At 70.6% G+C, this 26965-nt stretch carries 20 protein-coding genes; 13 read left to right on the top strand and 7 right to left on the bottom strand.

Going from position 1 to position 26965, the window contains the following annotated elements:
- Positions 1 to 15: 15 nt before the first annotated feature.
- Positions 16 to 1056, top strand: coding sequence for a C40 family peptidase (locus ATL45_RS36815; protein WP_246025750.1), 1041 nt, complete (start codon positions 16 to 18; stop codon positions 1054 to 1056).
- A gap of 43 nt (positions 1057 to 1099) precedes the next feature.
- Here ATL45_RS36815 and ATL45_RS36810 read toward each other — a convergent pair whose 3' ends face one another.
- A complete protein-coding gene (locus tag ATL45_RS36810) occupies positions 1100 to 2110 on the bottom strand; it encodes a LacI family DNA-binding transcriptional regulator (RefSeq protein ID WP_093154396.1) in 1011 nt (336 codons plus the stop codon).
- A gap of 111 nt (positions 2111 to 2221) precedes the next feature.
- On the opposite strand from ATL45_RS36810, the gene hisD reads away from it, so the two are divergent.
- Both hisD and ATL45_RS36800 read left to right on the top strand, forming a co-directional pair.
- The gene (hisD, locus tag ATL45_RS36805) at positions 2222 to 3541 is read left to right on the top strand and encodes a histidinol dehydrogenase (protein WP_093154398.1); all 1320 of its coding nucleotides are present in this window, start codon (positions 2222 to 2224) and stop codon (positions 3539 to 3541) included.
- A 22-nt stretch (positions 3542 to 3563) separates the two neighbouring features.
- The gene (locus ATL45_RS36800; protein WP_093154400.1) at positions 3564 to 4898 is read left to right on the top strand and encodes an MFS transporter; all 1335 of its coding nucleotides are present in this window, start codon (positions 3564 to 3566) and stop codon (positions 4896 to 4898) included.
- Between the two features lie 42 nt (positions 4899 to 4940).
- On the opposite strand, the gene ATL45_RS36795 is transcribed toward ATL45_RS36800, so the two are convergent.
- Positions 4941 to 5831: a MurR/RpiR family transcriptional regulator gene (locus tag ATL45_RS36795; RefSeq protein ID WP_211841385.1), complete on the bottom strand. Its 891-nt coding sequence runs from the start codon at positions 5829 to 5831 to the stop codon at positions 4941 to 4943.
- Between the two features lie 83 nt (positions 5832 to 5914).
- On the opposite strand from ATL45_RS36795, the gene solA reads away from it, so the two are divergent.
- The 8 genes from solA to ATL45_RS36750 all read left to right on the top strand — a co-directional run bounded on the left by solA (position 5915) and on the right by ATL45_RS36750 (position 17284).
- Positions 5915 to 7057 (top strand): N-methyl-L-tryptophan oxidase, encoded by a 1143-nt coding sequence (solA, locus tag ATL45_RS36790; protein ID WP_093154405.1) that lies wholly within the window; start codon positions 5915 to 5917, stop codon positions 7055 to 7057.
- Positions 7058 to 7195: 138 nt separating this feature from the next.
- Positions 7196 to 9259 carry a hydantoinase/oxoprolinase family protein gene (locus ATL45_RS36785; protein WP_093154407.1) on the top strand — a complete coding sequence of 688 codons (2064 nt, stop codon included), beginning with the start codon at positions 7196 to 7198 and terminating at the stop codon, positions 9257 to 9259.
- Positions 9256 to 10920 (top strand): hydantoinase B/oxoprolinase family protein, encoded by a 1665-nt coding sequence (locus tag ATL45_RS36780; RefSeq protein ID WP_093154410.1) that lies wholly within the window; start codon positions 9256 to 9258, stop codon positions 10918 to 10920. Before ATL45_RS36785 ends, ATL45_RS36780 begins: the two co-directional genes overlap by 4 nt.
- 26 nt (positions 10921 to 10946) lie before the next feature.
- Positions 10947 to 12182: an MFS transporter gene (locus tag ATL45_RS36775; protein ID WP_211841384.1), complete on the top strand. Its 1236-nt coding sequence runs from the start codon at positions 10947 to 10949 to the stop codon at positions 12180 to 12182.
- Between the two features lie 81 nt (positions 12183 to 12263).
- On the top strand, positions 12264 to 13784 hold the full coding sequence (locus ATL45_RS36765; protein WP_177242000.1) for an alpha/beta hydrolase domain-containing protein: 1521 nt from the start codon (positions 12264 to 12266) through the stop codon (positions 13782 to 13784).
- Between the two features lie 213 nt (positions 13785 to 13997).
- Complete coding sequence (locus tag ATL45_RS36760) at positions 13998 to 14621, top strand: helix-turn-helix domain-containing protein (RefSeq protein ID WP_093154412.1); 624 nt, start codon at positions 13998 to 14000, stop codon at positions 14619 to 14621.
- Between the two features lie 54 nt (positions 14622 to 14675).
- Positions 14676 to 16154 (top strand): peptide MFS transporter, encoded by a 1479-nt coding sequence (locus tag ATL45_RS36755; RefSeq protein WP_093154414.1) that lies wholly within the window; start codon positions 14676 to 14678, stop codon positions 16152 to 16154.
- A 32-nt stretch (positions 16155 to 16186) separates the two neighbouring features.
- Positions 16187 to 17284 carry an NAD(P)/FAD-dependent oxidoreductase gene (locus ATL45_RS36750; protein ID WP_093154416.1) on the top strand — a complete coding sequence of 366 codons (1098 nt, stop codon included), beginning with the start codon at positions 16187 to 16189 and terminating at the stop codon, positions 17282 to 17284.
- A gap of 102 nt (positions 17285 to 17386) precedes the next feature.
- Here ATL45_RS36750 and ATL45_RS36745 read toward each other — a convergent pair whose 3' ends face one another.
- The 4 genes from ATL45_RS36745 to ATL45_RS36730 all read right to left on the bottom strand — a co-directional run bounded on the left by ATL45_RS36745 (position 17387) and on the right by ATL45_RS36730 (position 22709).
- On the bottom strand, positions 17387 to 18550 hold the full coding sequence (locus tag ATL45_RS36745) for an NAD(P)/FAD-dependent oxidoreductase (RefSeq protein WP_093154419.1): 1164 nt from the start codon (positions 18548 to 18550) through the stop codon (positions 17387 to 17389).
- Positions 18543 to 20378 (bottom strand): APC family permease, encoded by a 1836-nt coding sequence (locus ATL45_RS36740; protein WP_093154939.1) that lies wholly within the window; start codon positions 20376 to 20378, stop codon positions 18543 to 18545. The genes ATL45_RS36745 and ATL45_RS36740 overlap by 8 nt, the downstream gene beginning before the upstream one ends.
- 203 nt (positions 20379 to 20581) lie before the next feature.
- Positions 20582 to 21922: an MFS transporter gene (locus tag ATL45_RS36735; protein ID WP_093154420.1), complete on the bottom strand. Its 1341-nt coding sequence runs from the start codon at positions 21920 to 21922 to the stop codon at positions 20582 to 20584.
- A 46-nt stretch (positions 21923 to 21968) separates the two neighbouring features.
- A complete protein-coding gene (locus ATL45_RS36730; RefSeq protein WP_246025749.1) occupies positions 21969 to 22709 on the bottom strand; it encodes an SDR family oxidoreductase in 741 nt (246 codons plus the stop codon).
- 332 nt (positions 22710 to 23041) lie between these two features.
- Between ATL45_RS36730 and ATL45_RS36725 the strand changes: the two genes are divergently transcribed.
- Positions 23042 to 24211: an alpha-hydroxy acid oxidase gene (locus tag ATL45_RS36725; RefSeq protein WP_246025904.1), complete on the top strand. Its 1170-nt coding sequence runs from the start codon at positions 23042 to 23044 to the stop codon at positions 24209 to 24211.
- A 58-nt stretch (positions 24212 to 24269) separates the two neighbouring features.
- Here ATL45_RS36725 and ATL45_RS36720 read toward each other — a convergent pair whose 3' ends face one another.
- Positions 24270 to 25694 (bottom strand): aldehyde dehydrogenase (NADP(+)), encoded by a 1425-nt coding sequence (locus ATL45_RS36720; protein ID WP_093154428.1) that lies wholly within the window; start codon positions 25692 to 25694, stop codon positions 24270 to 24272.
- Positions 25695 to 25858: 164 nt separating this feature from the next.
- Here ATL45_RS36720 and ATL45_RS36715 point away from each other — a divergent pair, with 164 nt between their 5' ends.
- Positions 25859 to 26962 carry a zinc-binding dehydrogenase gene (locus ATL45_RS36715; protein ID WP_093154431.1) on the top strand — a complete coding sequence of 368 codons (1104 nt, stop codon included), beginning with the start codon at positions 25859 to 25861 and terminating at the stop codon, positions 26960 to 26962.
- Positions 26963 to 26965 lie beyond the last annotated feature (3 nt).

Here is a 26965-nt window from a genome sequence, read left to right as displayed (position 1 = left end):
GGAGACGTTCGCGACGTGGCAGCACAACGCCTCAGGAAATCGGTGAAGGCGGCGTTGGCCGCTTCGGCCATCGCCGCGATGGCGGGAACCCTGGCCCTGCCCGCTGGTGCACAACCATCGGACCCCGTCGAGGAGTACCAGCGGCTCGGCGCGGAAGCGGCGAAGGCGGAGGAAGACCTCACCGACGCGGAGATGGCCCACGACGCCAACGAGGCCGAACTGGACCGCGCGAAGGAAACGGTGGCCCAAGCCCTGCGGATCGAGGGCGAGGCCCAGCGCGAGCAGGACGAGCTGCGCGGAGAGGTCGACCGGCTCACCGGCTCGGCGTACCGCGGTGCCCGGATGAGCGAGGTGTCGGCCGCGCTGACCAGCGAGAGCCCCGAGGACTTCCTCGACCGCGCGACGATGCTCGGCGCTATGGCGAGCAGCAACAGGGAGGTCCTCGACAGCTACTCCGAGGCGGTCGATCGCGCGCGAACCTCCCGGGAGCAGGCCCAGGCCGCGGAACTCCGCGCGCAGCAGGCGACCGACGAGGCCGCGCGCCTGCTCGACGAGGTGCAGAAGCGCAAGGACGATCTCGACGGGCGGATCGAGGAGGTCCGCCGCGCGCTCGGCGGCCTGGACGATTCCGATCGCGACCGCCTGCAGGGCCCGGTGGACACCGGCTCCTACCTCGGCCCGCCTGGCGCGGCGAACACCGCGCTGCAGGCGGCCCTGTCCAAGCGCGGTTCGCAGTACGAGTGGGGCTCGAAGGGGCCGACGACGTTCGACTGCTCGGGCCTGACCCAGTGGGCGTACAAGCAGGCGGGCATCTCGATCCCGCCGAGCAGCCGGACGCAGTGGAAGGCCGGCCGCCCGGTGTCGAGGGACCAGCTGCGACCGGGCGACCTCGTCTTCTACGACGACGGCACCGGCAACCCGGCGACCATCCACCACGTCGCGATGTACGTGGGCGGCGGCAAGATCGTGGACGCCCCGACCGAGGGCCAGCTGGTCGACGTTCGCTCGGTCAAGGGCGACGGCCACTACATCGGCGCGCGCCGAATCGTCGGCTGAACCGAAAGCGCGGCTTTCGGGGCGCGCTCGCCGAAAATGCCTGTCATCCGTTGTTCTGCGGTGCGGTGTGGGCGGTGGAGCCGCGGATGACGAGCTCGCTGGGGAACTCCTGCTTCCTAGGGGGCAGTGAGCGGTCGTCGACCCGCTCCAGCAGCAGGCGCACGGCGGTGCGCGCCATCTCCGCGATGGGCTGCCGGACCGTGGTGATGTCGTAGGAGTCCCACGACGTCATCGCGATGTCGTCGTACCCGACCACCCACACGTCCTCGGGGACGCGGCGGTTCAGGGACACGGCGCCGTCGACCGCGCCCAGCGCGGTCAGGTCGTTGGCGCAGAACACGGCGGTGGGCGGGTCCTCCCGGGAGAGCAGTTCGCGCATCGCCGACCTGGCGAGGTCGTGGGCGAACCCGCCCTGGGCGGTGAGCTCAGCGTCCAGCGGCCGGCCGAGTTCGGCCAGGCGGTCGCGGAATCCGCGCTCCCGGTGCCGGGACGTGCTCGGCAGCTCGGGGCCGCGCAGGAAGCCGATCCGGGTGTGGCCGGTGGCGACCAGGTAGTCGGCGACCGCCCGGCCGCCGGCGAGGTTGTCGGTGGTGACCTGGTCGCAGTCCAGCGAATCCAGCCCGCGGTGCAGCAGCACGATCGGCTCTCCCCGCCGGAGCGCGCCGGCGAGCTGCTCGGAGCCCTCGGTGACGGTGGTGAAGATCAGGCCGTCGACGGTGCCCTCGTCCAGCGCTCGCAGAGCGCTCTCGCCGCCGGGATCGGGCGCGTTCCACAGCACCATCCGCTGGCCGGCCGCGTCCAGGGCCTGGCCGACCGCTTCCAGCAGTTGCGGGTAGAAGGGGTTGGTGATGTCGGCGACCACGACGCCGACGGTCGAGGTGCGCCGGGTGCGCATGGTCCGCGCCGCGGCGTGGGGCCGGTAGCCGGCCTCCTTCATCGCGGTCAGGACGCGTTCCCGGGTCTCCGGGGCGACCTTGTCGCTGCCCTGCAGGACCCGGGACACCGTCATCTGCGAAACGCCGGCCAGCTGCGCTACGTCCCGGCTGGTGACCACCGAGTACCTCCAGGTGCTGGATCGAGGGAGTCCGAACTGTGGGTTTACGTAAACACCCTAGCCGCCTACATTGCGATGTGTACGTAAACATCCGAAGGGATCACCACAGTCATGGCTTTCGCGCTCAAGGCCCCGGCCACCAGCTCGGCGGCGACCACGACCTCGCTGCCCGACGTGCAGGAGAAGGTCGGGGCGATCGTCGCCGACATCCGCGCCCGCGGCGACCAGGCGGTTCGCGAGTACTCGGCGAAGTTCGACAACTGGCAGCCCGAGTCGTTCCGGCTGTCGGCCGCGCAGATCGAGGAGATCGTCTCCCGCGTTCCGAAGCAGGTCATCGCCGACATCGAGTTCGTCCAGCAGCAGGTCCGCGCCTTCGCCGAGCGGCAGCTGGCGTCGATGCAGGAGTTCGAGGTGGAGACCCTGCCCGGCGTCCACCTGGGGCAGAAGCACATCCCCGTCGCCGCCGCCGGTGCGTACGTGCCCGGCGGTCGCTACCCGCTGCTGGCCTCGGCGCACATGACGATCCTGACGGCGAAGACCGCCGGGGTGCCGCGCGTGGTGGCCTGCACGCCGCCGATCCGCGGCGAGGTGCCGGACGCGACCGTGGCGGCCATGCACCTGGCCGGGGCCGACGAGATCTACCTCCTCGGCGGTGTTCAGGCCGTGGTGAGCATGGCGCTGGGCACCGAGACCATCGCGCCGGTGGACATGCTGGCAGGTCCCGGCAACGCCTTCGTCGCCGAGGCCAAGCGGCAGCTGTTCGGCGAGATCGGCATCGACCTGTTCGCCGGCCCCACCGAGGTCCTGATCGTGGCCGACGAGACCGCCGACCCGTTCGTCGTGGCGGTGGACCTGCTGAGCCAGGCCGAGCACGGCCCGGACTCGCCCGCGGTGCTGATCACCACCTCGGAAGAGCTGGGCCGCTCGGTCGTCGAGCACATCGACGCCCTGCTGCCGGAGATGCCCACCCGGGACAACGCCGAGCCCGCCTGGCGCGATCACGGCGAGGTCCACGTCGTCGAGAACCTCGACGCCGCTTACGAACTCGCCGACACCTACGCCAGCGAGCACGTCCAGATCCTGACCGCGCAGCCGCGCGAGGCGCTCGCGAAGATGCGCAACTACGGTGCGCTGTTCCTGGGCGAGGGGACCTGCGTGTCCTACGGGGACAAGGTCATCGGCACCAACCACGTGCTGCCCACCCGCGGCGCCGCCCGCTACACCGGTGGGCTCTGGGTCGGCAAGTACCTCAAGACCGTGACCTACCAGGAAGTCACCGACCCGGCCTCCAGCGCGAAGCTCGGCGAGGTGTGCGGTCGCGCGGCCCGCGTCGAGCTGTTCGAGGGCCACGCCCGCTCCGGCGATGTCCGGGCCGCCAAGTTCGGCGGCGCGCAACTGCCCTGGGCGCCCGACGCGTTCGCCCGCTCCTGACCAGCCACCGCGAAAGGCGCACATGTCCTCCAACGCAACGACGCGTGCCGGGGTCTCGTCAGCGTCGAGAACGTTGACGTCCAGCACCATCGGCAGCGTCATCGAGTGGTACGACTTCACCATCTACGGCACCGCTGCGGCGCTGATCTTCAACCAGCTGTTCTTCAGCAACATCAACCCGGCGGCGGGCACGCTGGCCGCGTTCGGGACCTTCGCGGCCGGGTTCATCGCCCGCCCGCTCGGCGGGTTCGTGGCCGGGCACTACGGCGACCGGCTCGGTCGCAAGGCGACCCTGGTGATGACCCTGACCTTGATGGGCGGGGCCACCACGCTCATCGGCCTGCTGCCCACCTACCAGCAGATCGGCCTCGCGGCCCCGGCGCTGCTGGTGCTGCTGCGGCTGGTCCAGGGCTTCGCGGTCGGCGGCGAGTGGGGCGGGGCGGTGCTGATGGCCGTCGAACACGCACCTGATGGCAAGCGCGGCCGCTACGGCGCGTGGCCGCAGACCGGAGTGTCGGCCGGTCTCCTGCTGGGCACCGGGGTGTTCAGCCTCGTCTCGCTGCTGCCCGAACCCCAGCTGATCAGCTGGGGATGGCGGATCCCGTTCCTGGTGAGCATCCTGCTGGCCCTGGTCGGCCTGTACATCCGGTTCCGGATCACCGAGTCCGAATCCTTCGTGGCGGCCACCGAATCCGGCGGACCGTCGCGCCGGCCGCTGGTCGAGGTGCTGCGCACCCACCCGAAGCAGATCCTGATCGCGATCGGGGTCCGCTTCGCCGAAGGCGGGAACTACTACGTGTTCACCGTTTTCATCCTCACCTACATCACCCAGCAGCTCGACCTGCCGCGGCAGGCCGGGCTGACCGGGGTGATGCTCGCGGCCGCGCTGAACATCGCCGCGCTGCCGCTGTGGGGTGCGTTGTCGGACCGCGTCGGCCGCCGACCGGTGTTCATCGGGGGCGCGCTGTTCATGGCCGCTTACGCGTGGCCGTTCTTCTGGCTGGTCGACACCAGGTCACCGGTCCTGATCGCGCTGGCCCTGGCCATCGCGCTCGCGGTGCCGCACGGAGCGGTCTTCGCGCCCATCGCGGCGTTCTACGCCGAGCTGTTCGAGCCGCGCGTGCGGTACAGCGGTGTGTCCATCGGCTACCAGATGGGCAGCGTGCTGCTGGGCGGCTTCACCCCGCTGCTGGCGACGTCGCTGATCCTGTGGTCCGACGGGGCGTCGTGGAGCGTGGCGGCACTGGTCGCGGCCGGTGCGCTCATCGCGGCGGCCGCGATGTTCGCGGCTCCGGAAACCTCCCGCCGCAGCCTCTTCCCGTCCAAGCCGGCACCGGAGCGGCAAGTCGATGCCTGACGTGCCGTGAGTGTTTTGGGGCGCCATAGCACCCCAAAACACTCACGGCCCTTCGGGCAGGCGGCTGATGTCGAGGTCGGTGCCCGCGATCTCGGTGCGCAGTTCGTTCAGCCGTTGGTACTGCTCGACCGCCGAGGTGCGTTCAGCGGCGACGAGCTCCAGCACGAGTGCGTGCAGGATGGTCAGCGGTGCGATGAGCTCGTTCGCCGCGCCCTCGGTGGAGTCGGGTAGCGGCAGCACGGTGTCGGCCTGGGTTTCCCCGGCCTCGTCGATGGCCTCGGTCAGCAGCACGCTGCGCGCGCCGATCCGGTGCGCGTGGCCGAGGACGATGCCGATCTCGCGGAACACCCGCAGCGGCGCGATGACGACCACCGCGTGCGCGGGTTGCAGCCGCAGGAGTTCGTCGGCGAGGCGGAAGCCCGTCGCGGTCCAGGAATCCGCCGGCTTGCCCGCGCGCCGCAGGCTCAGCGCCAGGTGGTCGGCGATGGCGGCGCTGGGGCCGATGCCGTAGGTCCAGACGTGCCCGGCGTCGTTGAGCGTTGCGACGGCGCGCGTCCAGTCGGTGCTGTCGATGAGCGCGGGCACGTCGCCGAGAAGGGTCAGCCCGGCGTCGATCACGGGTTGCAGCACGCCGTGCTCGGGCCGCAGCCGCTGCACCCGGTCGTCGAGGACCTGCGCGGGGTCGCGGCGGCGGGCCAGGTGGTCGACGAGACTGCGCTTGAGGTCGTTGAGCCCGTCGAAGCCGAGCTTGCGCGCTGTGCGGATGACGGTCGCGTCGCTGGTGCCGGTGAGTTCGCCGAGTTTGGCGGCCGAGGAGATCGCCGCCTCTTCGGGATGGCGTTGCAGGTAGTCGGCCACCGCCCGTTCGCCGCTCGCGAGCTTGCCCGCCTTTCGGATGCGTTGCCCCAGCGACTCGCTACGTGAAGTGTTCACGTTGTCCATTGTGCCTCCGCGAAGTGAATGCTACGTTTCGGGCTGTTGGAGCCAATGCTCCCCGACCTCCTGCGGAGACCGTGATGAAACCAGTTCAGCAGTCGAGCGTCGCAGTTATCGGGGTGGGCACGATGGGCAGCCAGCTGCTGCACCGGCTCGCCGCCGACGGCATCGCGGTGACCGGCTTCGAGCAGTTCGACATCGGCCACCAACGCGGCGCGGCCGGCGGTGAAACGCGCATCTTCCGCGTCGCCTACAAGGAAGGCGGTGACTACGTCCCGCTGCTGCGCGAAGCGCGCTCGGCGTGGCAGGAACTCAGCGCACGCGCGGGCGTCCCGCTGCTCGAACCCTGCGGCGCGATGACCATCGGGTCGGCCGAGGACCCCGACGTGCGCACCGTGGCCGACGTGACCGAGCGGTGGGGGCTCGACGTCGAACAGCTCGACCACCGCGAAGCCGTCCGCCGGTTCCCGCAACACCGGCTCTTCCCGGACGACGTAGTGCTGCTGGACCGCCGAGGTGGCCTGCTGCACCCGCAGCGCGCGATCGTCGAAACGACCCTCCTCGCGGAGAAAGCCGGAGCGAGGCTGCACACCGGCACCACCGTCGAGGACGTCACCGACGACGGCAACGGCGTCGCCGTGCACTTCCGCCGCGGCGAGGAGGTCCAGGTCGAGAAGTTCGACCAGGCGGTCGTGTGCACCGGGCCGTGGATCACCCGGAGCGTGCCGATGCTCGCCCGCGACATCGAGATCCGGCGCGCGGTGCTGTGCTGGTTCGAGACCGCGGAGAACTGGGGCCCCGAGCGCTTCCCGGTGGGAATCCGGCGCAGCGGAGGGGAGAACACCTTCTCCTTCTTCCCGGACGTCGGCGGCGGGGTCAAGGTCAACCTGCACGTGCGGAAGTCCATCGTGGACGATCCGGACCTGCTGGATCCGGTGGTGGCACCGGACTACGTCGCCAGGGTGTCCGCGGCGGTGTCGCGCTGCCTGCCCGGGCTGCCGTCGCGCCCCACCGCGGTGCGCACCTTCATGGAGGGCTACACCGCGGACAACCACGGCATCATCGGCCGCGATCCGCACCGGCCGAACGTGCTGGTGATGGGCGGCTTCTCCGGCCACGGCTTCAAGCTGGCACCGGTGTTCGCCAGAGCGGCCGCCGAGCTGCTCCGCACCGGCCGCACCGACGTGCCGATCGACCACCTGTCGCTGTCGCGCCTCCGCTAGAGGCGGATCGGTGTCCTTCCCCGAACGATCCGCGCAGCGGTGGGGCAGCGCCACCTCAGCTCACCGTCCCGGTTCCGGGACGTCCACACCTCGTCGAGCGGCTCGTACCGCTTGCTCGAACGACCCTTGAGGAATGCCATGCTCCGCATCGGTATCGACGTCGGCGGCACCTTCACCGACGTGACCGCGCTGGACACGGCCACCGGCCGGTTCCACATCCACAAGCTGCCCTCCACCACCGACGATCAGTCGGTCGCCGTCGCAGACGGCGTCCGCGCGGTGCTGCGCTTGGCCGGCGCCGACGCCGCCGAAGTCGGCTACCTCGGCCACGGCACCACCGTGGCCACCAACACCGTGCTGGAATCCAACGGCGCCCGCACCGCGCTGGTGACCACCGCGGGCTTGCGGGACGTCCTGGAGATCGGCCGTCAGCAACGCCCCAGCCTCTACGACATGGACGCCGACAAGGCGCCCTCGCTGGTGCCGCGGTCCCAAGTGCACCCGGTGGTCGAGCGGATGTCGGCCGAGGGCAAGGTCCTCGAACCGCTCGACGCCGACGACCTCGCGGCGGTGATCGACCGGGTGCGCGCCGGCGAACCCGAGGCCGTCGCGGTGTGCTTCCTGCACAGCTACCGCAACGCCCACCACGAGCTGGAGGTCGCCGAACGGCTGCGCGCGGCGCTGCCCTCGGCCTACGTGTGCGCCTCCGCCGAGATCGCACCGGTCTTCCGCGAGTTCGAGCGGTTCTCCACCACCGTGGTCAACGCCTACGTCGGGCCGCGGATCAACCGCTACATGTCGCGGCTGGCCGAGCGGATCCGGGCCACCGGGGTGCCGGTCGAGCAGAAGGTGATCGGCTCCAGCGGCGGCATGATGTCGTTGGAGTCGGTCGGCCGCTACCCGGTCACGACGCTGCTGTCCGGGCCGTCGGCAGGCGTGGTCGCCGCGTCGCAGGTGGCCGGGCAGGCGGGCTTCGAGAACCTGATCACCTTCGACATGGGCGGGACCAGCACCGATGTCTGCCTGGTGCGCGACGGTCGCGCGCTGGTGTCCGCGCAGCGGCGCATCAACGACCGCCCGGTGCGCACCCCGTCGCTGGACATCCACACCGTCGGCGCCGGCGGCGGCAGCATCGCCCGGGTCGACACCGGCGGGGCGCTGGAAGTCGGCCCCAGCAGCGCCGGATCCCAGCCCGGGCCCGCCGCCTACGGGCGCGGTGGGACCGAACCCACCGTCACCGACGCCAACGTCCTGCGTGGACGGTTGAACCCGGAGCACATCCTCGGCGGCGCCCTCGCCGTCGACCACCGGGCGGCGACGCGGGCGGTCGAGGGCATCGCCGCCGCGATGGGCGTCGACCGGACGGTGGCCGCGCGCGGCATCGGCCGGATCGCGGCGGTCAACATGGCCGGTGCGGTGCGCAAGGTCTCGGTGGAGGCGGGCGAGGACCCGCGCGGTTACGTGCTGGTCGCCTTCGGCGGCGCGGGACCGCTGCACGCTGTCGAGGTCGCGCGCGAGGTCGGCATGAGCACCGTGCTCGTGCCGCCGAACCCGGGAACGCTGTGCGCGCTCGGCCTGCTCGTCACCGACATCCGCACCGAGTTCGCCAGAGCGATGCTGGCCGATGCGGCTGCCAGCGACCTCGACAAGCTCAACGAAGCGCTGCACGAGGTGCACGGCGCGGCCCGGGACTGGCTGGCCGCAGAAGCACCCGCCGATGCGGACACGGCCATCACCGGTGTGGCCAGAATGCGTTACGCCCGGCAGAACTTCGAACTCCCCGTACCGCTGCCGCAGCAGGTGATCGACACGGCGCGGTTCGACGCCGCCGCGCTCGCCGAGCTCGTCGCCGCCTTCCACGACCAGCACACCAAGAGCTACGGATTCGCCCACCGCGACGCCCGGGTGCAGATCGTGGAGGTGCAGCTGACCCCGACAGCGGTGGCGGACAAACCCGAACTTCCCGCCATCGCTGAAGGAACCGACCCCGCCGGTGCACTGCTCGGGTACCGACCGGTGGACTTCGACGAGACCGGCGAGATCGACACCCCCGTCTACGACCGGTCGGGCCTGCGCGCGGGCACCGTGCTGCCCGGCCCGGCCATCGTCGAACAGCTCGACACGACCACGGTCCTCACCCCGGCCTCCACCGCGCGCGTCGACCGCTGCGGCAACCTCGTCATCGAACTGGAGCAGCGTTGAACACTCCCGACACGATCACCGTGCAGGTCATCGGCGCGTCCCTGGTGACCATCGCGGAGGAGATGGGCGCGGTGCTGCGCCGGGCCAGCTACTCGACCAACATCAAGGAACGCTCGGACTGCTCCACCGCGCTGTTCGACGAACACGGCAAGCTGGTCGCCCAGGCCGAGAACATGCCGATCCACATGGGATCGATGACCGGCCTGATCGACTCGCTGGAAGCCGCCGCGCTGCCGGTGCGGCCCGGAGACGTGTTCATCACCAACGACCCCTACCACGGCGGCGGCACCCACCTGCCGGACATCACGATGGTCAAGCCGGTCTTCGACGGCGGCGAGCTCATCGGCTACAGCGCCAACATCGCGCACCACTCCGACATCGGCGGCCGGGTGCCGGGCAGCAACGCCGGTGACTCGAACTCGCTGTTCCAGGAGGGACTGCGGATCCCGCTGGTCAAGTTCGCCACCGCCGCCGGGGTCGAGCAGGCACCGCTGGCGTTCATCGAGCTCAACTCCCGACTGCCCCAGGAACGGCGCGGTGACATGCTCGCCCAGCTCGCCTCGGTGGAGATCGGGGAGCGGCAGCTGCGCGAGGTGCACCAGCGCCACGGCCGCGAGACCGTCCGCGCTGCCACCGCGCACCTGCTGGAGCACTCCCGGAAGCGGCTGTCGGCGGCGCTGCGCGCGGTCCCGGACGGCACCTACCGGTTCCGCGATCGCATGGACCCCAGCGACGGACCCGCCACCGAGATCGTGGTGGCCGTCACCATCGCCGGCGACCGGGTGGCGCTGGACTTGACCGGCACCGGCCCGCAGAGCCCGGTCGGCATCAACGTGGTGCGCCCGGCGCTGGAAGCCACCGTCTACTACGCGTTGAAGGCGGTGCTGGACCCGGGGATCCCGCCCAACGGCGGGTTCTTCGACGCCATCGCGATCAGCGCGCCGCACGGCAGCATCGTCAACCCGGTCGAGCCCGCGCCGGTCACCGCCCGCACCGACACCTGCCAGCGGGTCGCCGACGTCGTGCTGGGCGCGCTGGCCGAGGCGGTACCGGAACGGGTGCCCGCGGCCAGCCACAGCACCGTCACGTACGTGACGTTCTCCGGGGAGCACGACGGGGAGTTCTTCGTCTACCCGGAGGTGGTGGCCGGTGGTGGCGGTGCCCGGACCGGCAAGGACGGCATGGACGCCGTCCAGGTGCACATCACCAACTCCTCGAACCTGCCCATCGAAGCGCTGGAGCAGGAGTACCCGCTGCTGGTCGACACCTACGAGCTGATCCCCGACTCCGGCGGCGCGGGCACCCACCGCGGCGGCCTCGGCGTGCGCCGGGACGTGCGGATCCGCTGCGAGCACGCCGAATTCTCCGCGCACGCCGACCGGCAGGCGTCCCGCCCGTGGGGCTTGCGCGGCGGCCGGGACGGCAGTCCCGGGCAGTTCGTCATCAACCCCGGCCGCGCCGATGAGCGTCGGCTTCCGGGCGGCCGAATCTCCGGTGTGCAGCTGCGCGAAGGCGACGTGCTCCGGGTGGAGAGCCCGGGCAGCGGCGGCTTCGGCGACCCAGCGCAGCGCTCGCCCGAGCAGGTCCGCGAGGACCTGCGCAACGGCCGCATCACCGAACGAGCAGCACGCGAGCACCACGGATTCACCTCGGCCGACTGACTCCCGGCACTGATTGGAGTGCAGGAATGACGACGACATCGACCGTTTCCGCTCCACCGGACAGATCCCTGGTCCGCAAGGTGACCTGGGCGACCTGGTCGGGTTGGGGCCTGGACGGCTTCACCAACCAGATGTTCCCGCTGGCGCTCGGTGGCATCATCGCCACGCTCGGCCTGACCACCGCTCAGGGAGGCCTGGCCACCTCCAGCGCGCTCATCGCCTCGGCGGTGGGTGGCGTGGTCGGCGGACGCCTGGCCGACCGGTTCGGCCGGGTCCAGGTGCTCGTGCTGGTGATCAGCGCCTACGCCCTGTTCACCGGACTGACCGCGACCGCGCAGAACTTCGAGCAACTGCTGATCTGGCGCACGCTCGAAGGGTTCTTCTTCGGTGCCGAGTGGCCGGTGGGTGCGGCGCTGATGGCCGAGTACGCCGCACCGGAGCGCCGGGGGAGGGCGTTGGCCTGGATCCAGTCGGCGTGGGCGGTCGGCTGGGGCGTGGCCAACCTCGCCTACGCGCTCAGCCATGCGTGGCTGCCCGAAACCGTCGCCTGGCGGGTGATGTTCGCCGTCGGCATCCTGCCCGCCGTGGTCGCTCTGCTGATCCGCCGGAACCTGCGCGACGTACCGGATGTCCGGGTGCAGCGCCGACCGCGGCAGAAGGGCGCGTTCGGCGAGCTGTTCGCCCCGGGGCTGCGCAAGTGCACCGTGCTGGGCACCCTCTTCGGCGCCACCGGCCTGGCCAGCACTTACGCCCTGCAGACCTGGATTCCGCTGTACCTGAAGGAAGAGCGCGGTCTGAGCGTGAGCAGTACGGCGCTCTACATCTGGTTCATGATCGTCGGCAATTGGCTCGGCTACGTGCTCGGCGGGCACGTGCACGACCGGATCGGACGCCGCTGGGCGTTCACGCTCTTCTACCTGGGCACCGCGATCTCCGGTTTCCTGTTCATGGCCGTTTCCGTTCAGGCGCTCTGGTACAACCTGCTGCTCGCCACCGTGGTCGGGTTCTTCGTCTCGGCCCAAGCATCGGGCAAGGGAGCCTTGTTCACCGAGCTGTTCCCGGCGCGGGTGCGCGGGACCGGAGCGGGCATCACCTACAACGTCGGCCGCGGTGTCGCGGCGTTCAGCCCGGCCCTGATCGGCTGGGCATCGGACGGCATCGGGCTGGGCAGCGCCATCGTCGCAGTCCTGCTGGTCTGCACGGTGCTGACCGTCCTGTTCATCTGGCTGCTCCCGGAAACCAAGGGCCGAGTGCTCGACTAGGAGCTCTGCCGGAGCAAGGGGAGGTCGCCGGGCACCACCTGTCCGGTGAGGACTCGACACGCATGGAGAATTGAGAGCTCAATGGAGAGATTCCTTCCCACGGCCAAGCGCCGGTCGCTCCCGGTTGCGGTGCTGGGCGCCCTCACCGCCGCCACCCTTCTGTCCACAGTGGCATCGGCGGCCGAACCGTCCCCGACCGCGGCTGATCCGGCCGTGGCAGCGGAGCAAGCGCCGCCGACCACGGCTGCTCCGGCCTCGACGGCGAAGCGAGTGGCGACGCCGATCGTCACGGGCCCGGTGCCGGCGGCGATGCCTCCTGGCACCGACCTCGCGCACAACTACCCGCAGTTGGCCGCGGAGCCGGGCTTCGACCTGTCCGGGCGCGGCTACGTCGAGGAGGAGTACTTCTTCGAAGGAAAGGCGACGCGCTACGACACGCCGCCGATGGCCGACGGCGTCGCGCTGTCCACCGGCAACCCGTACAAGACCCGGATGATCGTCCGGCGCCCGGACGACCCCGCGAAGTTCAACGGCACCGTGATCGTCGAATGGGTCAACGTCACCTCGGGCTACAACCTCGACGTGCACTGGCAGGCATCCCGCGATTACCTGACCCGCGAAGGCTATGCCTACGTGGGCGTATCGGCGCAACGCGTCGGCGTGCAGCAGGAGCCCTACGGCCTGACCGCGTGGAGCCCGACCCGCTACGGCACGCTCGACGTCACCGCAGGTGGCACGATCACCGACGACTCGCTGTCCTACGACATCTTCTCCCAGGCCGGACAGGCCGTCCGGACCGACCTCGCCGTGCTCGGCGGGCTGCGACCGGCCACCGTGCTGGCCGTCGGGCAGTCGCAGTCGGCGTCGCGGCTGGCGCTGTACTACAACTCGATCCACCCGCTGGCCCAGGTGTACGACGGCTTCATGCTCTTCGTGGGCAGCGGCGGGCCGTTCCGGACCGACGTTCCCGCGAAGCTGCTGCGCATCAGCACCGAGACCGAGGTCTTCTTGGGCCGGGTGCCGAAACAGGCGGATTCCGGGGTCTTGCGCTCGTGGGAGATCGCGGGTGATTCGCACGTCGACTACTGGTTCATGATGAATCGCATGCAGGGCGTCGCGCGCGACGGCCTGAAGCCCTTCTCGTTCACCTGCGACCGGCCGCCGCTGAGCCACGTCGACACCAAGAACGTGCTCAACGCCGGGTACCACCACCTCGTCGACTGGGTTCGCCACGACAAGCAGCCGCCCACCGCGCAGCCGATCCGGACGACGTCCACACCGGACGGGGTGGTGGTCCCACGCGACGAGAACGGGCTCGCGTTCGGCGGCATCCGGCTGGCCGAAGTCGACGCACCGACCGCGACCAACACCGGCGAGAACTCGGGACAGGAACTCTGCCGTCTGTACGGATCGCACGAGCCCTTCACCGCTGAGAAGCTCGCTTCGCTGTACCCGACCCACGACGCCTACGTGCGGGCGGTGCGCGATGTGACGAACAGGAACCTCCGGGCGGGCTTCATCCTCAAGCACGACGCCGATGAAACCGTCCGCGAAGCGGAAGCATCGCGCGTCGGCACGCCGAACCCGATGCCGATCCCGTGACCACCATCGGGGCCGTGAGTGCCATAGCAGCCCAAAGCACTCACGGCCCCGCACACCACCGGCCGTAATCGCCTGTGGCGGGCTCTTTTCCGTCGCGTCTCCGGTCCGCCGTCTCGACATGGCCTCGGCCGGTTGCCGAGTCTGCTGTTCAGTATTGACCGCCTCTGTTCGGTGTGACTAAATATCGCTACTCGAACGGAAGGGGCAGGAGACGTGGTCGACAGCGCTCGTCCGGCCGAGCCGGCCGCCGATGGCCCGAGCCGGTTGGTGGGGGCGGAGATCAAGCGGATCCGCGCCGAGCGCGGCCTGACGCTGCGGGACCTGGCGCAACGCTGCGGGCTGTCGCCGGGTTTCCTCTCGCTGGTCGAGCGCGGCATCAACTCGATCTCGCTGACCTCGCTGTTCGCGCTGGCCAACGCGCTGGACGTGGACGCGGTCGAGCTGCTGGGCACGGCCGGTCGCCGAAGCCGGCGCGAATACTCGGTCGCCCGGCACGACGACCCGGACGCCACGCGGGTGGTGATGGGCGAGCGGGAACACCGCGTGCTGACCGCGAACCTTCCCGACCAGCACATCGAAGCGCTGGTCACCAAGGTGCACCCGACCACCGAACCATCACCGGTCACCCAGCACGACGGCGAGGAGTTCTGCTACGTGCTGCGCGGTGAGCTGACGTTCCTGCTGCCGGACGAGACCGCGGTGCTCGCCGCGGGCGACTCGATCCACTTCAAGTCCAGGATTCCGCACGCCATCCACAACCGCGGCACCGACATCGCCGAGGTGCTCTGGACGGTCGACCGCCCGATGCTGCGGCGACCTGACGGCACGACGCGCTGACCGCACATCGCTTCACCCCTTCCGCCGGTGCGCGCCCTCCATCGAAAGGCGGCCATGAGCGAGCAGACGAAGGTTTCCCCGAACGACAGAAAATTCTTCGGCCACCCCCGCGGTCTGGCCACGTTGTTCTTCCTGGAGATGTGGGAGCGGTTCTCCTACTACGGGATGTCCGCGATCCTGCTGTACTACCTGTACGACCGGACCTCCGACGGCGGGCTCGGGTTGGACAAGCCGACTGCCTCGGCGTTGGTGTCGATCTACGGCGCCCTGGTGTTCATGTCCGGCATCTTCGGTGGCTGGCTGGCCGATCGGGTGCTGGGCATGCGCCGCGCGGTCCTGCTGGGCGGTCTGCTGATCATGTGCGGTCACCTGGCGCTGACGGTGCCCGGCGGGTTGCCCGCGCTGCTGGTGTCGATGCTGCTGATCGTGGCAGGCACCGGGCTGCTGAAGCCGAACGTGTCCAGCCTGGTGGGCGAGCTGTACTCGCCGACCGACAATCGCCGCGACGCCGGGTTCTCCCTCTTCTACATGGGAATCAACCTGGGCGCTTTCCTCGCGCCGTACCTGGTGGGCACCCTCGGGCAGCAGATCGGCTACCACCTCGGCTTCGGTCTTGCGGCCGTGGGCATGGCTGTCGGGCTGGTTGCCTACGTCCGGGGGCGGGGGAGACTGGGCCGGGCCGGGGATGTGCCGACGAATCCGCTGCGCGCGGGTGAGCGGCGCCAGGCGGGAATGCGCGCAGCTGCGGGAGTCGCGGTGTTGGCGGTGGCGGTCGTGGCTCTCGGAGTCACCGGATCCCTGACCGTCCAGACGCTGATCAACGCCGTTTCGGTGCTCGCAGTGCTGCTGCCGGCCGCGTACTTGATCACGATGCTGCGCAGCCCGCACACCGATGCCGTGGAGCGGTCCCGGTTGATCGCCTACATCCCGCTGTTCCTCGGCGCGGTGTGCTACTGGGTGGTCAACGAGCAGTCCGGCTCGGTGCTGGCGCAGTTCGCCGATACCCGGACCGACCTGGAGATCTTCGGGTTCGCGGTGCCGTCGTCGTGGTTCCAGTCGCTGAACCCGATCGCCACCCTGGTCCTGGCGCCGACCTTCGCCTGGCTGTGGATCAGGATGGGGGACCGGCAGCCCGCGACGCCGCGCAAGTTCGCCATCGGACTGCTGCTCGGCGGAGCATCGTTCGTGCTGATGGCCGGGCCCGGTCTGCTGCACGGCGTGGATGCGCCGGCCAGCCCGTGGTGGCTCGTCGGGAGCTACTTCGTGGTGATCTGCGGGTCGATGTGCCTGTCACCGGTGGGATTGTCGGCCACCACCAAGCTCGCCCCGCGGGCTTTCCTGGCGCAGATGATGAGCCTGTGGTTCTTGGCCTCCGCCGCGGCGGAAGGCATCAACGCGCAGCTGGTGCAGTTCTACCGCGCGGAGACCGAAGTCGGCTACTTCGCCGGGGTCGGAGCGGCGGTGATGGGCGCCGGAGTCGTCATGCACCTGATGACGCCGTGGGTGCAGCGGCGGATGGGCGGTGTGCGGTGAGAAGAAAGCGGTCGAACCAGGAGGAGCGGAAGATGCGAGTGGCGGTCATCGGGAGCGGCATCGTCGGTGCGGCAGCCGGTTACGAGTTGGCCCGGGCCGGGGTGGACGTGGTCCTGGTGGACTCGCTGACTCCAGGCCGTGCGACGTCGGCCGGTGCGGGGATCATCTGCCCTTGGTCGTCCCAAGTGGACGATCCGGACTGGTACCGGTTCGCGGTCGCCGGGGCGGAGTACTACCAGGAACTGCTGGCGACGCTGGCGGCCGACGGGGAGACCGAGCTCGGCTACCGCCGGGTCGGCTCGTTGCGACTGGTCGCCGACGACGAATCCGGGGAGGCGTTTCGGCGCGTGGCCGAGCGCGCCGCGGAGTCTCCGATGGCGGGCGAGGTGGAGTTGATCAACGCGCGCCGGGCTCGTGAGCTCTTCCCGCCCCTCGAGCACGACGGCGCGGCGATCCACATCCCCGGAGCAGCACGACTGGACGGCCGGTTGGTCCGTGATGCGATGCGCCGCGCCGCGGTCCAGCACGGCGCCCGGATCGTCAACGGCACGGCCGCGATCGTCGCCGACAGCGCGGTCCGCGGAGTACGGGTCGACGACGTGTTCATCGAGGCGGATGCCGTGATCGCAGCGGCCGGTGCTTGGTCGCCGCAGCTGCTGGAACCGATCGGCGTCCAGGTGCGGGTCGTGCCGCAGCGCGGGCAGATCACGCACCTGCGGCTGCCAGGCGTGGAAACCGCGAACTGGCCGGTCGTGCTGCCGCGGTCGCGGCACTACCTCCTGGCCTTCGACGACTCGCGGGTCGTGGTCGGCGCGACCCGCGAGGACGACGCCGGCTTCGACCACCGGGTGACCGCCGCCGGCATGGCGGAGGTGCTGGGCGAAGCGCTGTCGGTGGCTCCTGGACTGGCCGATGCCACGCATGTGGAGACGCGCATCGGGTTCCGCCCGATGGGACCCGACATCCGACCGCTGCTCGGGGCGGTTCCGCAGGTCGCCGGGCTGGTCGTGGCCAACGGGCTGGGAGCGTCCGGGCTGACGATGGGCCCGTACGCGGGATCGGTCGCGGCGCGGTTGGCCCGTCAGGCCGACCCGGGGATCGACCTGTCGCCCTACGACCCGCTGCGTTGAGTTCGACCCGCGCCGGGTCAGCGGCGAACCGCACCTGCCGACCCGGCGCGCGGTGCCGACCGCAGGAATCACCTGGTCGGGCTGGGCCGGAAGTGGGACGTGTCAGTGCGGGCCGGTGGCGCCGTACTCGTGGTCTCCCCGGATGAGCGCTCCGGTGGCGAAGCGGCGGTCGGTGAAGGCGGTGAGCTCGGGGCGTTTCGGGGCGCCGGTGAGGATCCAGCGGGCCAGTTCCGCGCCGATCGCCGGGGCCTTGCCGAATCCCGAGCCACTCCAACCCACTGCCAGGTGCAGCCCCGGCACCTCGGACGGCCCGAGGATCGGGCGGCCGTCTGGCGTGATGTCCAGCGCGCAGGTCCGGCCGAGCCGGTACGGGGCCTCGGCCATCGCAGGGATCCGGCGGCCGAGCCGCGCCAGGCCCTCGGCGACGAAGTCGGTGTCGGGCTCTCCGGAATCGGCGTCCGGGTCGTCCAGCCATTCGCGCTCCGGCGCGTGGCGGCCGACCAGCGTGCACCGGTCCGCCGTCGGGCGCAGGTAGATGTCGTTGGCCACGTCCGTCATCGTCAGGTGGGTCGTGAGCTCGTAGGGCCGCTCGTAGAGCATCACCTGGATGCGAGCCGGGCGGATCGGCAGGTCGAGGCCCACGGTGGCGGTGAGCCGCGGCGTCCAGGCACCGGTCGCGAGCACGACGGCATCGGCCCGCCGCACACCGTTCTGCGCGCGGACGCCGACGACCCGCCCGGACTCCTCCACCAGCGCCGACACCCGCAGCCGCTCGAAGCGCGCACCGCGGCGGCGAGCGGCCTGCTGCAGGCTGATCGTGGTGGCGGCCGGGTCGGCGTACCCGCTGCGCTCCTCGTAGGACGCGACGCTGATCGCCTCCGTCGAGATGGCGGGCTCCAACTCGGCCAGCTCCTCCGGCGTCAGCAACTCATCGGGCACTCCGTGCGCCCGGAGCATGGCGACGTTGGCCCGGAGCGCTTCGGCGTCGCCCTCATCGGCCAGGTAGGCGAATCCGGTCCGGGTGAAGCCGCACGCACCGCCGATCCGCGTCGACCACGACTCGTAGTACTCGGTCAGGCTCTCCCGGGCGAGATCGGCCTCCACGGTGGTGGCGTGGTGATCGCGGACGATCCCACCGGAGCGCGGCGTCTGCCCGCCGAAGCCCTGCTGCGGGTCGAGCACCACCACGTTCGCACCGCTCTCGGCGAGGTGGAAGGCGGTGCTGGAACCCACCACACCGGCACCGACGACGATGACATCAACCATTGCGCGCCCCTTCGGGATCGTCTGCTCCGGACAAACTGGCACGAAGCTCCTGCGTCGAATACCCGCTGCCCACCGCCCAGTAGTAGGCGACCAGGCCGAGCGCCGCCGCCACGGCGCTGTCCCACGGGAACGGCAGCAGCGGCGCGGCGGCCGGTCCGTAGGCCCCGTAGTAGGAGACCAGGTACAGCACCATGGTCAGCGCGACCGCCCAGTTCGACGCCCGGATCTCGCGACGCCCCTCCGGAGTGCTGATCAGCCACAGCAAACCGGTGAAGCCGAGGACCTCTGCGGCGGACAGGAACCAGAAAGCCAGGAACGGCAGGCTGTCGGTGCCGAGAGGGCCGATCACCTGGGTGGCGATCCAGAGCACGGCGAACACCGCCCCCAGCCAGGTCGCGGCGGTCATGGGCATCCTGCCCTGGCGCGGCCCCTGGTACAGCGCGTAGATCGGCAGCGCGACCAGCACGGTGGCGACGACGCCCTGCAGCACCTCGTAGCCGGACCAGTACAGGATCATGCTCGCCGCGAGGAAACCGAGCGGGGACAGCAGCTTCGACGCGCGCAGGAAGAACGGCCGCGGCGCATCGGGCACGACCCGGCGCATCACCTGCAGCTGCGGCGCCGCGGCGAGGTAGGTGATCACGGCCGTCGACGAGGTGTAGCCGATCAGCTTGTACCAGCCGGGGAAGGGCAGGAAGAACGCGCACCCGGCGACCAGGCAGGCGACCATGCCCAGCCACGGCACCCGGGTCCGCTCGCCGACGCGGGCGAAGGCCTTCGGCATGCTGCCGTGCAGCGCCATCCCGTACAGGGTGCGGGCGGTGTCGCCCAGGTAGATCCAGCCGGTGCCGGCCGGCGAGATCGCCGCGTCGATGAGCAGGAACACGCCGAACGCGCCGAGCAGCGCGATCCCGGTGGACTCCAGCGCCGAGTAGAGCGGCTGGTCGGCCCAGCGGCTGCCCTCCAGCCCGCTCCAGTCGCCCGGGGCGACGCCCGTCGAACCCCAGTCGAGAGCGCCGATGAACGCCACCTGCAGCAGCACGAAGATGACCGCGCAGATGGCCACCGATCCGACCGTGGCGATGAAGATGTCGCGCTGCGGGTTCCGCGCCTCGCCGCCGAAGTTGACGCCTTCCCGGAAGCCCTGGAAGGCGAACACGATCCCGGACACCGCGATGGCGTTGAACACCGCGCCCCAGCCCTGCGGGGCGAACCCGCCGTGGCCGGTGAAGTTCGAGCTGTCGAAGACGGTGAACAGCAGCAGGAACGTCAGCACCGGGATGATCAGCTTCCACCAGCTCACCCACTGGTTGAACTTGCCGAAGAACCGGATGCCGAAGACGTTGACGCAGAAGAACAGCAGCATCACCACGACCGCCACCACCCGGCCGGTCCCGGTCAGCGTCGAGCCGTCGTCGCCCTGGCTGGTGAGCTCGACACCGGTCCACGTGGTGACGTAACCGGCGGCGTACTGCACGACCGCCAGCGCCTCGATGGCCACCGTGGTCACGCCGCCCAGCAGCATCGACCAGCTCAGCAGGAAGCCGAGGTAGTTGCCGTGGGTCAGGTACGGGTAGCGCGCGATGCCGCCGCTGCGCGGGATCATCGAGCCGGTCTCGGCGTAGTTCAAGGCCAGCACGGAGATCAGGATCGCGGTGATCACCCACGCCACGATCACCGCCGGGCCCGCCACGGCTCCGGCGGAGAGCACCGCGAACAGCCAGCCGGAGCCGATGATGGAACCGATCGAGATGAACAGCAGTTGTTGGGCGGACAGATCGCGCCGGAGCTTCGAATCACTGTCCTGGAAGTCGTGCAACTCGGCCATGCGCACCCCGAACTGGTCGCTTCTGCACACCGGAAGATCGCCGGGCGTCCAGCAGTATGCGTCGCCGGATGGGCCGCGGAAACCCATCGGGCACAGCGGATTTCCCACCTGAGCGAAAGCCGAGCTTTAGGTCCATCTTGGACAGTCATGCACGCGGGCGGGGCACGGCGCGTGCACGCCGTGCCCCGGTGCCGCTGGTCCGGTCAGCCCTCCGCGCCGGGCCCGGAACGCAGGTCGCGGCCCCGGGTTTCCCGCACGATCAGCGCGCAGACCAGCCCGATCAGCGCCGATACCGCCCACAGCGCGGAGATCGGCCAGGAGGCACCGCCCGCGGCGCCGACGAGAGCGCCCGTCATCAGCGGCACGAATCCCGCCACGACCCCGCCGAGCTGGTAGCCGATCGAGGTGCCGGTGTAGCGGACGTTCGCGCTGAACAGCTCCGCGTACAGCGCGGCGGTCGGCCCGTACATGCCCGCGTGGGCCACGGCGAGCGCGAGCAGCATGGCCAGCCAGACGAATCCGGTCTGCCCGGACTCCAGCAGCCAGAAGAAGGGGAAGGCGAGCAGGGCGGTGAACGCGGCGGCGGTCAGGAACACCGGGCGCCGGCCCAGCTTGTCGGACAGCGCGCCGAACCAGGGCACCGTCAGGGCCTCGACCAGTGCCGCGACGAGCATCCCGGTCAGCAGCACGCCGCGCGGCAGGTCGAGCTCGGTGGTGCCGTACGACAGCACGAAGACCGAGACGATGTAGAACGGCACGCCGGCCGAGACGTACAGGCCGACGGTCAACGAGATCGCCTTCCAGTGGTTCCGGAACGCCTCGGCGGCCGGCAGCTTGCGCGTCCGCCCCGATTCCTTGGCCTGGACGAACGTCGGGGTCTCGGTGATCCGGGACCGGATGAACAACCCCACCCCGATCAGCGCGATGCTGAGCAGGAACGGGATCCGCCAGCCCCAGGCGCGCAGGGCTTCGTCGGGCAGCGGGGAGATCGCGGCGAACACCGTCGTCGAGAGCACGAGGCCCAGCGGAACGCCCATCTGGGGCAGGCTCCCGTAGAAGCCCCGGCGGTGGTCCGGTGCCGATTCCACCACCATGGTCACCGCTCCGCCCCACTCGCCGCCGACGGCGAAGCCCTGCAGGAACCGCAGCGTGACCAGCAGGACCGGCGCCCAGATCCCGATGGTGTGGTAGTTCGGCAGCAGGCCGACCAGGACCGTCGCCGCGCCCATCAGGAACAGCGTGAGCATGAGCGCGTTCTTGCGGCCCACGCGGTCCCCGAAGTGGCCGAAGATGACGCCGCCGAGCGGCCGGGCGATGAAGCCGACCGCGAACGTGGCGAAGGCGGCCAGCGTGCCCGCCGCGGGGGAGAACTCGGGGAAGAACTCCGTGCCGAAGACCAGCGCCGCGGCGAGACCGTAGATGTAGAAGTCGTACCACTCGATGGTCGTGCCGATCATGCCCGCGAGCCCGGTCCGGCGGGTGACCGCCGGTGGTGCCTCGTCGCGCCGCTGCGCTGCTCCGGCAGCGATGTGGGTGTCGTTCATGCGGGTTCACCGCTCTCGTCGTTGGGAGTCGGGGAGGTGCGACGGGTCAGAGGGTCGGCACCAGGCCGCCGTCGCACCGGAGAGCGGTGCCGGTGATGTAGGCGGCTGGTGCGCTGCACAGGAATGCCGCTGCTGCGCCGAATTCGCCGGGTTCGCCGTAGCGGCCGGCGGGGATCGCTGCTCGCGACGCGGTCTCCACCTCGCGCAACGTCCGGCCCGTGCGCTGGGCGGCTGCTTCGTCGATCTGCCGGGCGCGCGGAGTCGCGATGCGTCCGGGCAGCAGGGAGTTGATCGTCACGCCCTGCGAGGCGACCTCGGTGGCGAGGGTCTTGAGGTAGCCGGCGAGCGCGGCCCGGCCGAGGTTGGACAGCGAGAGGTTCGGCATGGGCGCTTCCACGCTCGTCGAGCTGATGCTCAGGATCCGGCCCCAGCCCTTCTCGAGCATCGCTGGCAGGACGCTGCGCACCAGCAACTGCTGTGGCTTGACGAGGGTTTCGATGGCCTGCTCGATTCCGGCGGTGTCGGTGTCGCGGGCCGGTCCCGGCGCGGGGCCGGGTCCGTTCAGGACGAGGATGTCGATGTCCCCGACGGCCTTGCGGGCAGCGGTGAGGAGTTGTTCCGCGCCGCCGTCGGCGACCAGGTCGCAGCCGATGCCGACGGCGTTGGGCATTTCGGCCGCGACTTCTCGGGCCCGGTCGCTCGACCGGCCGGTGACCACGACGGTGACGCCCTCTTCGGCCAGCGCCCGGGCGGTCGCCCGGCCCAGTCCGGACGTGGAGGCGCACACGAGTGCGGTCCTTCCCTGCAGACCCAGTTCCATTCCGACTCCCGTCTGAAATATAAGACGCCGTCTGGCGAGTGAGTCAGATGGTGATGGATTCGAACGGGCACGTCAAGTCTTGACCGCCGTCGAAGCGCGGGGCGAGAATCCGAATTCTCGGACTGCGTCCAATATTTCGTCACCCCTTGCGAACGGCATCGGCCATCCGCACGTCGAGAGGCAGAACAGTGACCGCCACCCCGACCCGAGTTCCCGCCGCAGCCCCGGCTCCGGTTCAGCAGCGACCTCGCGTTGCGCGACAGCGTCCTCGGTGGACAGAGCTCCGCGAGCTCCTCCGCCTGCGCAAGCCGACTTTCAACCCGGTGGAGCGGAGGCTCGGCGCCGCGCTGAGCATCGGCGACCTCCGGGCGGTGGCGGCGCGCACGACGCCGCGCGCGGTGTTCGACTACGTCGACGGTGCGGCCGACGCGGAGCTGACGGTCCGGCGGAACAGGGCGGCGTTCGCGGCGGTGGAGCTCGTACCGGAGTACCTGTCGCCGGTCGACCGCCCCGAGTTGTCCGCGGAGGTGCTCGGCCAGGAGATCGCGATGCCGCTGATCTTCGCGCCGACCGGCTACACGCGGATGATGCACCACGAGGGCGAGGTGGCGGTGGCGCGCGTCGCCGCTCGCAACGGGCTGCCCTACGCGCTGTCCACAGTGGGCACTTCGACCGTCGAGGACGTCGCCGCCGCGGCTCCCGGCGGGCAGCACTGGTTCCAGCTCTACCTGACCCGCGACCGGCGCCTCAACGAGGAGCTGCTCGACCGCGCGCTCGCGGCCGGGTTCACCGCGGTGCTCCTCACCGTCGACACACCGGTGGCGGCGAGGCGTCTCAAGGACACGCGCAACGGCCTCACGATTCCGCCTGCACTGACCGCGCGGACGTTGCTCGACATGGCGCGGTGCCCGTCCTGGGCGCTGAACAAGCTGACCACCGCACCAATCACCTTCGCGTCGCTGAGCAGCATCGCCGGCAGCGGACTCGACGCGACCCGAGTCGCCGACGTCGCGTTCGAGCCGACGCTGAGCTACGCGGACCTGGCCTGGTTGCGCGCTCGCTGGCCGCACGAGCTGCTGGTCAAGGGGATCCTCAGCCCGGGGAACGCCCGTCGCGCCGTCGAGGAGGGTGCGGACGGCGTCATCGTGTCCAACCACGGCGGGCGGCAGCTCGACCGCGCTCCGGCGACGCTGGCCGTGCTGCCCGAGATCCGCGCCGAGCTCGGCCCCGACCCCGCGGTGATCCTGGACAGCGGCATCACCCACGGCCAGGACATCATCGCGGCGAAGGCGCTCGGGGCGGACGCGGTCATGATCGGCCGCGCCTACCTGTACGGCCTGATGGCGGGCGGCGAGCGCGGGGTGGAACGCGTCGTGGAGATCCTGCGCGAGGAGTACTCGCGCAGCCTCCAGCTGCTCGGTCTGAACTCGACCGCCGGAATCGCTCCGCATCACGTCCGCCTGCCTTGAGCGGCGAGAGATGCGCAACGGGGGCGTTACCCGAGCGGTAGCGCCCCCGTGCTTGTTCTCAGGAGATCCGCTGGGAAATCCCCAACGGGTTCGCGTCGCGCAGTGCCGGCGGCAGCAGGTGCTGCGGGACGTTCTGGTACGCGACCGGTCGCAGGAACCGGTGGACGGCCTCGGTTCCGACGGAGGTCGTGGCCGGTGCCGTGGTGGCCGGGTAGGGGCCGCCGTGCTGCTGCGCGTAGGTGACCGAAACACCGGTGGGCCACTGGTTCCACAGCACGCGCCCGGCCTTGCCCGCCAGGAGTTCGATCAGCTCGCCGGCGATCTCGTCGTCGTCCTCGCCCTGGATGGTCGCGGTCAGCTGGCCGTCGACGATCTCGGCCACCTCGAGCAGTTCGCCCTCCTCGGCGTACTCGACGACCAGCGTGGCGGGGCCGAAGACCTCCTGGAGGTAGGTCTCGGGGGAGCCCAGCAGTTCGGCCGAGGTCGTGCGCAGGACCGTTGGCGAGCCGGGACCGCCGCTGGCCAGGACGCGCACGCCCGCGGCGCTGCGCAGTTCGTCCAGGGCGCTGGCGTAGGAAGTCCGGACGCGGTCGTTGAGCAGCGTCAGCGGCTTGTCCGGAACAGCACCGGACAGCTGGTCGGCGAGCCCGGCGGACGCGGGCACCAGCAGGATGCCCGGCTTCGTGCAGAACTGCCCCGCGCCGAGCGTGAACGACCCGACGAACTCCGAGATGATCGCCGGTCCGCGCCGTTCGGCGGCGCCCCTCGTGACGAAGACCGGGTTGACGCTGCCCAGCTCGCCGAAGAACGGGATCGGCTCCGGTCGGCTGGTGGCGAGGTCGAACAGCGCCCGGCCCGCCTCGATCGAGCCGGTGAACGCGCCCGCCTTCACCCGCGGATCCGTGATGGCAGTGCGCCCGGCATCGGTGCCGAAGACGACGTCGAAGAGCCCCTCGGGTGCGCCGGTGGTCTCCAGGGCCCGCCGCACGACTTCCGCCGTGGCGGCCGAAAGTCGCGGGTGACCGGAGTGCGCTTTGACGACGACCGAGCACCCGGCGGCGAGCGCCGAGGCGGTGTCCCCACCGGCGACGCTGAACGCGAACGGGAAGTTGCTGGCGGAGAAGACGAGGACCGGGCCGAGCGGTCGGAGCACCCTGCGCAGGTCGGGTCGCGCGCCCATCGGCCACTCCGGGTCGGCGTGGTCGATCGTCGCGCCGAGGTGCTCGCCCCGCGTCACCGCCCGGGCGAAGAGCCGGAGCTGGAACGCGGTGCGGACCACCTCGTTGTTCAGCCGGGTTTCCCCGAGGGCGGTTTCCTCGTCCGCGATCGCCACGAGCTTCGGCGCGGCCTCCTCGAGAGCCGAGGCGATGGCCTCCAAAGCGGGGGCGCGGTCGGCCGGTTGGAGGCGACTCCACTGCTCGAACGCGCTGGAGGCGGCGTCGAGCTTGTGCGCGAGTTCCTGCGGGCTCGTCGCAGCGGTCATCGGGACCCTCTTCCTGTGTCTAATATTTCGGACAACGTCTTTCTGTCAAGACACAGTTGCACTCTCGTCCGGCCCAGTCAATGGCCTTGACGCCGGCAGTGGGCGTCTTGATACTCAACCGGTAAGACAGTGTCCGAAGTTTCGTACAACTGAGGCGAGGTTCGATGAGAGCAGCAGTCCTGCACCGGCCCGGTACGCCGTTGACCGTCGAGGACGTCGACCTCGACGACCCCGGGCCGGGCGAGGTCACCGTCCGAGTGCTCGCTGCGGGGGTGTGCCACAGCGACCTGCACTACATGAACGGCGATCTCCAGGGGCGCCTGCCCGCGGTGCTCGGGCACGAAGGCTCCGGTGTCGTCGAGCGCGTCGGTGCTGGGGTGACCCGGGTTCGGCCCGGCGACACCGTCATCACCCTGTGGCGCCCGCGGTGCGGTGAGTGCGAGTTCTGCCTGACCGGTCGGCCCGCTCTGTGCCCGCTGGGGAAGGTGCAGGCGAGCTCGGGCGGTCTGCCCGACGGGACGTCGCGGTTGACGCTGAACGGCGAGAAGATCCACCACCTCATGGGGGTTTCCTGCTTCGCCGAGCAGTGCGTGGTGTCGGAGCGCTCAGTGGTCGCTGTCGACCCGGACGTGCCGCCCGCGGTCGCGGCGATCACCGGGTGCGCCGTGGTGACCGGCGTCGGCGCGGCGCTGAACGTCATGACGGACGTCGCCGGATCGGGCGTCGTGGTGATCGGGGCCGGCGGTGTCGGGCTCAGCGCGGTGATGGGTCTGCGGCTGGTCGGCGCCAGCCCGATCATCGCAGTGGACACAGTGGACGCCAAGCTGGGCAGGGCGCTCGAACTCGGCGCGACCCACACGATCAACGCGCGCACGCACGACGTCGTCGAGGAGTTGGCGAGGATCTCGCCGCGGCCGGTGCGTTGGGCGCTGGACGCGGTCGGTGCGCCGCAGACCCTGGAGCAGGCGTTCGGGGCGGTGGGAACGGGCGGCACCGTGGTCGCCGTCGGCCTCGGCAAGGTGGGCGCCACCGTCCCGGTGCCCATCAACCCCCTGGTGCAGCAGGAGAAGCGGCTGATCGGCAGCCTCTACGGCTCGGCCAACGCACCGGTCGACATCCCGAAGCTGATCGGCCTGTTCAAGGCCGGTCACCTGCCGCTCGACAAGCTGCTCGGCGAGCAGTACGAGCTCTCGCAGATCAACGAGGCCTACGCCGCGCTCTCGCGGGGAGCGACCGGTCGCGCGGTGATCCTCCCGGCGGGCAGGTGAGCG

The organism is Saccharopolyspora antimicrobica (assembly GCF_003635025.1).
Taxonomy (GTDB): Bacteria; Actinomycetota; Actinomycetes; order Mycobacteriales; family Pseudonocardiaceae; genus Saccharopolyspora; species Saccharopolyspora antimicrobica.
Note: the sequence above shows the minus strand (reverse complement) of the source record. Positions and strands in the feature narration are given on the sequence as shown.